This window comes from Phocaeicola sp. (assembly GCF_048170425.1).
GTDB lineage: Bacteria > Bacteroidota > Bacteroidia > Bacteroidales > Bacteroidaceae > Phocaeicola.
This window is the reverse complement of the sequence record NZ_DBEXBB010000289.1, coordinates 1-6,895: the sequence shown is the minus strand read 5'-3', so window position 1 is coordinate 6,895 and position 6,895 is coordinate 1. Positions and strand designations below refer to the sequence as shown.

Annotated in this window: 6 protein-coding genes; all 6 read left to right on the top strand. The window is 42.3% G+C overall.

What is annotated here, in order from left to right; all coding sequences use genetic code 11:
* Window positions 1-23: 23 nt before the first annotated feature.
* The 6 genes from ACMJ0U_RS11370 (at window position 24) to ACMJ0U_RS11345 (ending at window position 6,690) form a co-directional block, all read left to right on the top strand.
* Complete coding sequence (locus ACMJ0U_RS11370; RefSeq protein ID WP_417130032.1) at window positions 24-1,106, top strand: cyclically-permuted mutarotase family protein; 1,083 nt, start codon at window positions 24-26, stop codon at window positions 1,104-1,106.
* Between the two features lie 90 nt (window positions 1,107-1,196).
* Window positions 1,197-2,114 carry a dihydrodipicolinate synthase family protein gene (locus ACMJ0U_RS11365; protein WP_417130031.1) on the top strand — a complete coding sequence of 306 codons (918 nt, stop codon included), beginning with the start codon at window positions 1,197-1,199 and terminating at the stop codon, window positions 2,112-2,114.
* Window positions 2,115-2,124: 10 nt separating this feature from the next.
* Window positions 2,125-3,309 (top strand): AGE family epimerase/isomerase, encoded by a 1,185-nt coding sequence (locus ACMJ0U_RS11360; RefSeq protein ID WP_417130030.1) that lies wholly within the window; start codon window positions 2,125-2,127, stop codon window positions 3,307-3,309.
* 38 nt (window positions 3,310-3,347) lie between these two features.
* The gene (locus tag ACMJ0U_RS11355) at window positions 3,348-4,586 is read left to right on the top strand and encodes an MFS transporter (protein ID WP_417130029.1); all 1,239 of its coding nucleotides are present in this window, start codon (window positions 3,348-3,350) and stop codon (window positions 4,584-4,586) included.
* A gap of 19 nt (window positions 4,587-4,605) precedes the next feature.
* Complete coding sequence (locus ACMJ0U_RS11350) at window positions 4,606-5,052, top strand: YhcH/YjgK/YiaL family protein (RefSeq protein ID WP_417130028.1); 447 nt, start codon at window positions 4,606-4,608, stop codon at window positions 5,050-5,052.
* A gap of 15 nt (window positions 5,053-5,067) precedes the next feature.
* Window positions 5,068-6,690, top strand: coding sequence for a BNR-repeat neuraminidase N-terminal domain-containing protein (locus tag ACMJ0U_RS11345; RefSeq protein WP_417130027.1), 1,623 nt, complete (start codon window positions 5,068-5,070; stop codon window positions 6,688-6,690).
* Window positions 6,691-6,895: the final 205 nt, after the last annotated feature.

Below are 6,895 nucleotides of genomic sequence, written 5' to 3'. Positions count from 1 at the left end.
CTTAACCTGATAAAAACATCGTTATGAAAAAATTATTTTTGATTTTAGGCATACTAATTGCCCAATGCACAATAAATATGGCACAAGTTCCTACGCTGCTTCCTGATTACCCTATTACAAAAGGCGTATCTGCACCTTTCGCCGGCTTTATAAGAAACTGGCTAATTGTGGGGGGAGGTTGCAATTTCCCGACAATTCCTGCAGCCGAAGGAGGAAAAAAAGCCTATTACAATCAATGCTATGCACTGGATATTCATGCCGCATCTCCTCGTTGGACAAGAATATCTGATCTTCCCTGTTCCGTAGCTTATGGTTGCAGTGTAGAAACACCTCAGGGACTAGTCTGCATTGGGGGAATGAATGCAGATTCTTGTCTGACCAGCGTATTCCGGATTCAAAAAGATCCTTCCTCTGAAAGCTTTCGAATCCACCAGCTACCTTCTCTTCCTGAAACAATAGACAACGCCTCCGCCACAATGTTGAATGAATGTATCTACATCACAGGAGGAAATCAACAACTGCGACAAAACGCATTATACAAACTGGACTTAAAAACATGTGACAGATGGCAAAAATTATCTTCCTTCCCTGGACCTCAACGAGTACAACCTATTCTGGTCAATGATGGAAAGAAGCTTTATTTGATTGGAGGTTTTCAAGCCCCATCGGATTCTTCTACCAGTATCCTTTCACATGACATATTATGTTATACTCCAAAAACTGACCGTTGGGAATACGATTCTCACATTCCTTATCAGGGAAACAAAGAAAAACGTTGCATGGCAGGAGGTAGCGGTGTGCAGACAGACACACATCTTATCCTGACAGGAGGAGTTAATTATCACATCTTCAAAAACGCACTGGATGGAAAAGCAGGAAAAGATTATTTAACCCACTCCCCCTCTTGGTACAAATTTAATAATGATATCCTATTCTATGACTTTATCCATAAAACATGGAATATAGAGACAAACATTTCAGGTATGGCACGTGCTGGAGGCATCCTTTTGCATCGTGAAGGTTATTTATATATGATATGCGGAGAAATAAAACCAGGCATACGTACACAAAAAATTACAGTTTATCCTCTCAAAGAAGAAGAATAATTTCAAAATAGCACATAAAACCTTGTGATATAAAAATTATATCCTTATTTTTGTGATTATTAAATAAACTAATTTATTAAATACAATATTATGGAAAAGATTATTGGCCTAATTGATGCTCCGTTTACCCCGTTTTATGAGAATGGTGAAGTAAACTACGAACCTATTGCTGCTTATGCAAAAATGTTAGCAAAAAACGGACTGAAAGGTGTGTTTATCAATGGTTCATCGGGTGAAGGCTACATGCTGACCGAAGAAGAACGTATGAAACTGGCAGAAGAATGGGTGAAAGCCGCTCCCGAAGGTTTCAAGGTAATTGTACACGTAGGAAGCTGCTGCGTAAAGGCAAGCAAGATGCTGGCCGAACACGCCCAGAAAATTGGTGCATGGGGTATCGGCGCCATGGCTCCTCCATTCCCGAAAATCGGCCGTATTGAAGAACTGGTGAAATACTGTGAGGAAATCGCAGCAGGCGCGCCGGACCTTCCTTTCTATTATTATCACATTCCGGCATTCAACGGTGCTTTCCTGCCGATGGTAGAATTACTGAAAGCTGTAGATGGACGTATTCCTAACTTTGCTGGTATCAAATATACATACGAAAGCATTTACGAATATAACCAGTGCCGCTTGTACAAGAACGGAAAATTCGACATGCTGCACGGACAGGATGAAACCATTCTCCCATCATTGGCTATGGGCGGTGCACAAGGTGGTATCGGCGGTACAACCAACTATAACGGAATCAACCTGGTGGGCATCATCGATGCATGGAAAGCAGGTGACCTCGAAAAGGCCCGCGAATTGCAGAACTTCTCTCAGGATGTGATTAACGTGATTTGTCACTATCGAGGTAATATCGTAGGCGGCAAACGAATCATGAAGCTCATCGGGCTGGACTTGGGTAAGAACCGTACTCCGTTCCAGAATATGACAGACGAAGAAGAAGCACGCATGAAGGCAGAACTGGAAGCCATCAACTTCTTTGACCGTTGCAACAAATTCTAAATCCACTCTTATGTCTATAGAAACTTACGCTAAATATTGGGCCGAGAACTACAAGGAAGATCTCATCCACAACATCATGCCATTCTGGCTAAAGAATGGCCTTGACAAGGAACACGGTGGCATATACACCTGCGTGGCACGCGACGGCCAGTTAATTGACACCACAAAATCGGTCTGGTTTCAGGGACGTTTTGCTTTCATCTGCTCGTACGCATATAACAACATCGAAAAAAATCCTGAATGGCTGGATGCGGCCAAGCTTACACTCGACTTTATTGAAAAGCATTGCTTCGATACTGATGGAAGAATGTATTTTGAAGTAGCTGCAGACGGAACTCCGCTCCGGAAAAGGCGATATGTATTTTCTGAAAGCTTTGCCGCCATTGCCATGTCGGAATATGCACTGGCTACCGGTAATAAGGAATATGCCCAAAAAGCACTTGACCTGTTCAAGCGCATGCGCCGCTTCCTGAATACTCCAGGTATACTTGAACCGAAATATTTACCTGCGGTTCAGGCACAAGGCCATTCCATCACGATGATTATGGTTAATGTGGCTTCCAGCATTAAGAAAGTGATTTCAGATCCGGAGCTCGACGCACAGATCGAAGAATCCATTCATGCATTGAAAAACTATTTCATGCACCCAGAATTCAAGGCTTTACTGGAAACGGTTGGTCCTAAAGGAGAGTTTATCGATACAATGAATGGCCGTACCATCAATCCGGGACATTGCATCGAGACCTCCTGGTTCTTGTTCGATGTAGCACATAACATGAACGACAACAAAGGACTCATCGACATGGCTCTGACCATCCTTGACTGGTCCTGGGAATGGGGATGGGACAAACAGTATGGCGGCATCATCAACTTCAAGGATTGCAAGAATCTTCCTCCCCAGGATTATTCACAAGACATGAAATTCTGGTGGCCGCAGACTGAAGCCATCATTGCCAACCTGTATGCATATAAACTGACCAAGGACGAGAAATACCTGAAACGTCACAAACAAATCAGTGACTGGACGTATGCTCATTTCCCTGACAGTGAATTTGGAGAATGGTACGGGTACCTGCACCGTGACGGAACAGTAGCCCAGCCGGCGAAGGGCAACCTCTTTAAAGGCCCTTTCCATATTCCAAGAATGATGATAAAGGGATATACATTATGTAAAGAAATACTTGCCGGAGAATAATCCGGCAAGTTACATTGCTAACTGAATAACCATAATATATGAAAAACTCAAAAATTTATCCGTGGATTGTTGTAGGCCTGTTATGGGGGGTAGCATTGCTTAACTATATGGACCGACAAATGCTAAGCACCATGAAAGATGCAATGCAGGTCGACATTGTAGAATTACAATCGGCTACCAATTTCGGCTACCTGATGGCAATCTTTCTCTGGATTTACGCACTGATGAGTCCAGTTTCGGGTATCATAGCCGACCGTTTGAGCCGTAAATGGCTGATTGTAGGAAGTTTGTTTGTATGGTCATCCGTAACCTATCTGATGGGAATAGCCGAAACCTTCAACCAAGTGGTCTGGCTGCGCGCCTTAATGGGAGTAAGCGAAGCACTTTATATTCCTGCCGGACTTTCCTTGATTGCAGACTACCACACCGGAAAATCCCGCTCTTTAGCCGTAGGCATCCACATGACCGGCCTGTACACAGGTCAGGCTGTCGGAGGATTCGGAGCGACTGTAGCTGCCGCTTTTTCCTGGCACACCACTTTCCATTGGTTCGGTATCATCGGAATTGCCTATGCTGTAATTCTGATGTTATTCTTACATGACAAAAAAACAGAGATTCTTCCTACAGAAAAACTGCAAGCCAATCCACAAAAAGAGAAAGAGAGCGTCTTTACCAGTCTGAAATCCTTGCTGACCAATGTAGCTTTCTGGGTAATCCTGCTCTACTTTGCAGCTCCAAGCCTTCCTGGATGGGCTACCAAAAACTGGCTTCCGACCTTGTTTGCTGAAAACCTTGATTTACCCATGTCACAAGCCGGACCTATCTCTACTATAACCATCGCCGTGTCTTCGTTCATCGGAGTCCTAATCGGCGGTCCTTTATCAGATAAGTGGGTACAGAAAAATTTACGCGGACGCGTATATACCGGAGCCATCGGTTTGGGATTGACCATCCCGTCACTACTTTTATTAGGATTCGGACATAATCTGGTAGCAGTAGTAGGTGCCGGACTGCTGTTTGGTATCGGCTATGGAATTTTTGATACTAATAACATGCCTATCCTCTGTCAGTTTGTATCTCGCAAACAACGGGCTACTGCCTATGGAGTGATGAATATGATTGGTGTATCTGCCGGTGCTTTCATTACTCACCTTTTAGGACGATGGGGTGATAGCGGCAATTTAGGAGCCGGTTTTGCCATGCTAGCTATCGTGGTGGCTATTGCTCTTGGCGTACAGTTGTATTTCTTACGTCCTAAAACTGACAATATGGAATAACTAAAAACTTTTATATATTATGATTGTTTCCAATTTACAAAATAGTAGCAGAATCGAACCGCTACATCCTTTATTTAAACAATTGTTCGATTACGTAAAGAATCACGACTTACTGCATACACCATGTGGAAGAATAGAACTGGATGGAGATAACCTGTTTATCAACAACGTAAATCCCACATGCGTGAAAGAAGCTGAGCAGGTTCTGGAAGTACATCGTGACTACATTGATATACATATCCTCCTGGAAGGGAAAGAACGTATCGGTTGGAAAGCCATTGAAGATGTAAACCAACTGAAACAAGCATATCAGGAAGAAGGTGATTGCGCACTCTATTCAGATGTACCCACCACCTTTGTTGATTTACTTCCCGGACAATTTGCTATCGTATATCCGGAAGATCCACATGCACCTGTAATCGGAGAAGGGAAAATAAGAAAACTAATAGCAAAAGTAAAAATCTAAACCAGCAACTGCATTATGAAAAAACTATTATCCTTATGTATCGGAATGCTTTCCATCGGTCTGCACGCTGCTGATACTGTTTTTGTAAAAACTCCACAAGTACCTATATTAATAGAAAGACATGATAATGTCTTGGCTTATCTGCGTCTCGATGCCAAAGAAACAAAGACCCTTGACAATGTCACTATCTCGTTCGACAAGAACGTACCTTTGTCACAAATCAAAGCTATTAAATTGTATTATGGAGGAACAGAAGCCCCACAAGACAGAGGAAAAAAACGCTTTGCTCCCGTAGAATACATTTCCAGCAACAATCCGGGACAAACCCTTTCGGCTAATCCGTCCTATTCTATAAAAAAAGCAGAAGCAACACCTAAGAGCAATACTCTAACACTCGAAGGAAAACAAAACCTCTTTCCTGGATATAATTTCTTCTGGATTAGCATAGAAATGCAGCCTACCGCTTCACTACATACAAAAATCTGTGCAGAAGTAACTCAAGTAAAAGGTGACGGAAAAATTATACCTACAAAAAGTACAACTAAACAAAAAGTCGTACAAAGAATGGCAGTAGGAGTTCGCCATGCAGGTGATGACGGTTCAGCCGCTTTCCGTATACCCGGACTGGTTACTACAAACAAAGGCACTTTGTTGGGTGTATACGATGTACGTTACAACAGCAGTGTAGATTTACAAGAACATATCGACATAGGTCTCAGCCGCAGTACAGATGGAGGAAAAACATGGGAGAAAATGCGCTTGCCTCTATCGTTCAAAGAATACGGTGGACTTCCTTCAGCTCAGAATGGTGTAGGTGACCCTTCTATCTTAGTAGACACCAAAACTAACACTGTATGGATTGTAGCAGCATGGACGCACGGAATGGGTAACCAGAGAGCATGGTGGAGTTCACATCAGGGAATGGACTTGAACCATACCGCTCAATTGGTACTCGCCAAAAGTACAGATGATGGAAAGACCTGGTCAGAACCAATCAATATCACAGAACAGGTGAAGCTTCCGGAATGGTATTTTTTATTGCAAGGACCGGGACGAGGCATCACAATGGAAGATGGTACATTGGTATTCCCCATTCAGTTTATCGACAAAACCCGAATCCCCAATGCGGGTATCATGTATAGCAAAGACCGTGGAGAAACATGGACCATACACCACCATGCACGTACAAACACTACGGAAGCACAAGTGGCAGAGCTTGAGCCGGGCACTTTAATGTTGAACATGAGAGACAACCGAGGAGGAAGCCGCGCTGTATATACTACCAAAGATTTAGGTAAAACTTGGAAAGAACACGAATCATCTCGTACTGCCTTAATAGAACCCGTATGCATGGCTAGTCTGATTAGTGTAAAAGCGAAAGACAATGTATTGGGTAAAGACCTTTTAATTTTCTCCAACCCCAATTCAACAAATGCCCGCAAAGACATGACAATTAAAATCAGCATGGATGGAGGAAATACCTGGAGTCCGGAACATCAGCTTCTGTTAGATGAAGGATACAATTGGGGATATTCCTGCCTGACAATGATAGATAAAGAAACTATCGGTATACTATATGAAAGCAGTGTAGCTCACATGACTTTCCAAAGCATTAAGCTAAGAGACATTATAAAATAATTTATTATATAAAGATTTCAATAAAAGAAGGGATATCAATTATGATATCCCTTCTTTTATGGCTGAATATCAGCATATATAAATAATATTTTTATCATTATACGTATAATCAGAACCATAATAACCGAAATTCAGCTTTATAAACTATCGGCAAAAACAGAAATACAATCCAAATAAAATCGGCATTTCATAAAATATTTTATCA

Bases quoted from the DNA above. Each gene is read 5' to 3' on its own strand.
- ACMJ0U_RS11350 (WP_417130028.1), top strand. From the start codon at position 4,606: ATGATTGTTTCCAATTTACAAAATAGTAGCAGAATCGAACCGCTACAT.
- ACMJ0U_RS11345 (WP_417130027.1), top strand. From the start codon at position 5,068: ATGAAAAAACTATTATCCTTATGTATCGGAATGCTTTCCATCGGTCTG.
- ACMJ0U_RS11370 (WP_417130032.1), top strand. From the start codon at position 24: ATGAAAAAATTATTTTTGATTTTAGGCATACTAATTGCCCAATGCACA.
- ACMJ0U_RS11365 (WP_417130031.1), top strand. From the start codon at position 1,197: ATGGAAAAGATTATTGGCCTAATTGATGCTCCGTTTACCCCGTTTTAT.
- ACMJ0U_RS11360 (WP_417130030.1), top strand. From the start codon at position 2,125: ATGTCTATAGAAACTTACGCTAAATATTGGGCCGAGAACTACAAGGAA.
- ACMJ0U_RS11355 (WP_417130029.1), top strand. From the start codon at position 3,348: ATGAAAAACTCAAAAATTTATCCGTGGATTGTTGTAGGCCTGTTATGG.